Source organism: Aetokthonos hydrillicola CCALA 1050 (assembly GCF_017591665.1).
In the GTDB taxonomy this organism is placed as follows: domain Bacteria; phylum Cyanobacteriota; class Cyanobacteriia; order Cyanobacteriales; family Nostocaceae; genus Aetokthonos; species Aetokthonos hydrillicola.
The window spans coordinates 1-1,775 of record NZ_JAAKGC010000348.1 but is presented as its reverse complement, the minus strand read 5'-3'; the positions used below and the strand labels follow the sequence as shown (position 1 = coordinate 1,775).

The 1,775-nt window shown below is 36.5% G+C and carries 2 protein-coding genes; both read left to right on the top strand.

Annotation, left to right across the window (positions count from 1 at the left end; genetic code table 11):
* Nucleotides 1-40 precede the first annotated feature (40 nt).
* Nucleotides 41-265, top strand: coding sequence for a PDZ domain-containing protein (locus G4P69_RS40840; RefSeq protein WP_208355044.1), 225 nt, complete (start codon nt 41-43; stop codon nt 263-265).
* Between the two features lie 170 nt (nt 266-435).
* Nucleotides 436-1,434: an extracellular catalytic domain type 1 short-chain-length polyhydroxyalkanoate depolymerase gene (locus G4P69_RS37770; protein WP_208344571.1), complete on the top strand. Its 999-nt coding sequence runs from the start codon at nt 436-438 to the stop codon at nt 1,432-1,434.
* Nucleotides 1,435-1,775: the final 341 nt, after the last annotated feature.

The following is a 1,775-nucleotide window of genomic DNA, read 5'->3' as shown; positions in this document are numbered from 1 at the left end:
ACCAAAGCTTTAACGGTTGTAGCCCCAATAGAAGGAACACCTGCTTTTAAAGCGAGCGGGTATCCGACCGGGCGATGTCATTACCAAAATAGATGGTCACCCAATTGGGAAAATGAGCGTCTTCGATGCATCCAACCAAATTCTAGGTCCTGTTGGAACTAAGGTTGTACTTACAATTCAGCGAGGTAACCAATCCCAATTTTTCAAACTCACTCGTGCTAATATAGCCCTTTATCCGGTCACTTACAAAAGAAAACAAGCATAGTTTTGCAACTTTAGACGATCCGCAGTATACTAGTGCCATTAATGACTTGAGCCAATTAATTCGGGCTAGGGAGAACTAGCATCTATCAAAAACACTTGATTTTAAAATTCCCGAAAGAGCTCACTTGCACAATTTTTATCATTGTCTCTATTGCTAGTATAAAATCTAACATGACTATTAACCTTAGCTTTTGGTCATTTAAGCAAGTTGTTGTTTGCTTTCTCTCAGTCGGTTTGATGACAATTGGCGAAGCAGCCAAGGCGCAAGAAATAATTCCTCCACATGAATACATTACTTACGGTGGTCGTAATGGCAAGTTAAATGACCAAGGTTATGAACGTACATACTTTATGTATACACCAAAATCATATATTTCCAGCCGAGCAATGCCATTAGTTTTAGTATTTCATGGCGATGATGGAAGTGGGCAATCAATTAGTAATGTAACTGGATTTAATGAATTAGCAGAACAACAAGGGTTTATTGTGGTTTATCCCGATGGTATTGATCAAAAATGGAGAATTAAAGAAAAGAACAAAAAAAATATCAATGATGTTGCTTTTGTTAATAATCTCCTTAATCATTTACAGCAAGTTAGAAATATCGATACCAATAGGATTTATGCTACCGGCTTTTCTAAAGGTGGAATATTTACCCAAATTTTGGCTTGTCAACTATCTCATAGAATCGCCGCTTTTGCTTCTGTCGCTGGTTCCTTACCAGTAAGTCAGCAACAAAAATGCCAACCGCTTGCTCCTGTATCAATGCTAATGATTAATGGTACCAACGATAAATCTGTACATTACCAAGGTGACGAAGAAGGTGAAAAAGGCGCACTAGTTTCGGTTCCAGAGACTGTAAACTTTTGGCGACGGCAAAACCAATGTCCTGCTTATCCCTTAACTGATGTGGTATTTGTTCGAGAAAACCAAAGCAGTAATAGTAATTCAAAGGTTAAAACCTATGCTTACTCTGATTGTAGAAATGGTTCTGAGATTTTACATCTAGCTGTACTTAATGGTGGACATTTATGGTATGGTGGCTCTTCTAACGATGAAAGTATTAATAAATTTAATAAAAGCTTAGGTTTAAATTCAACCCAAATAATTTGGAATTTCTTCAAGCACCATAGCTTGCCGTTTCTCCCTGATCCAAGTGAATCAGATTGATGATTTCTTTACCAAGGTTTAGCTATTCAGAAGTCAGAATAAATCTATAAACAAATAGATTCATTCGTCTTAATAAAGCTGTTGCTCTAGGCTTTATTTTTCACGAATAAATCATACGATTATCTTCAATATCGTCCCCATCTATAGAATCTTCTTCCACCAAATCCGAAGTTCAAGTCAATAACAGGAGAGGAGTCAAAACATTGTTTAGTTAGAAAATTTTCCCCGTTACTTAAAAGTTTATAGTTATTGTTATGCATCAGAAAATACAGAATATTACAGATAATACATTAGAAGTCTTGAAGCAGGTATTAACGGAACACAAGCCTGAATTGAAGGTT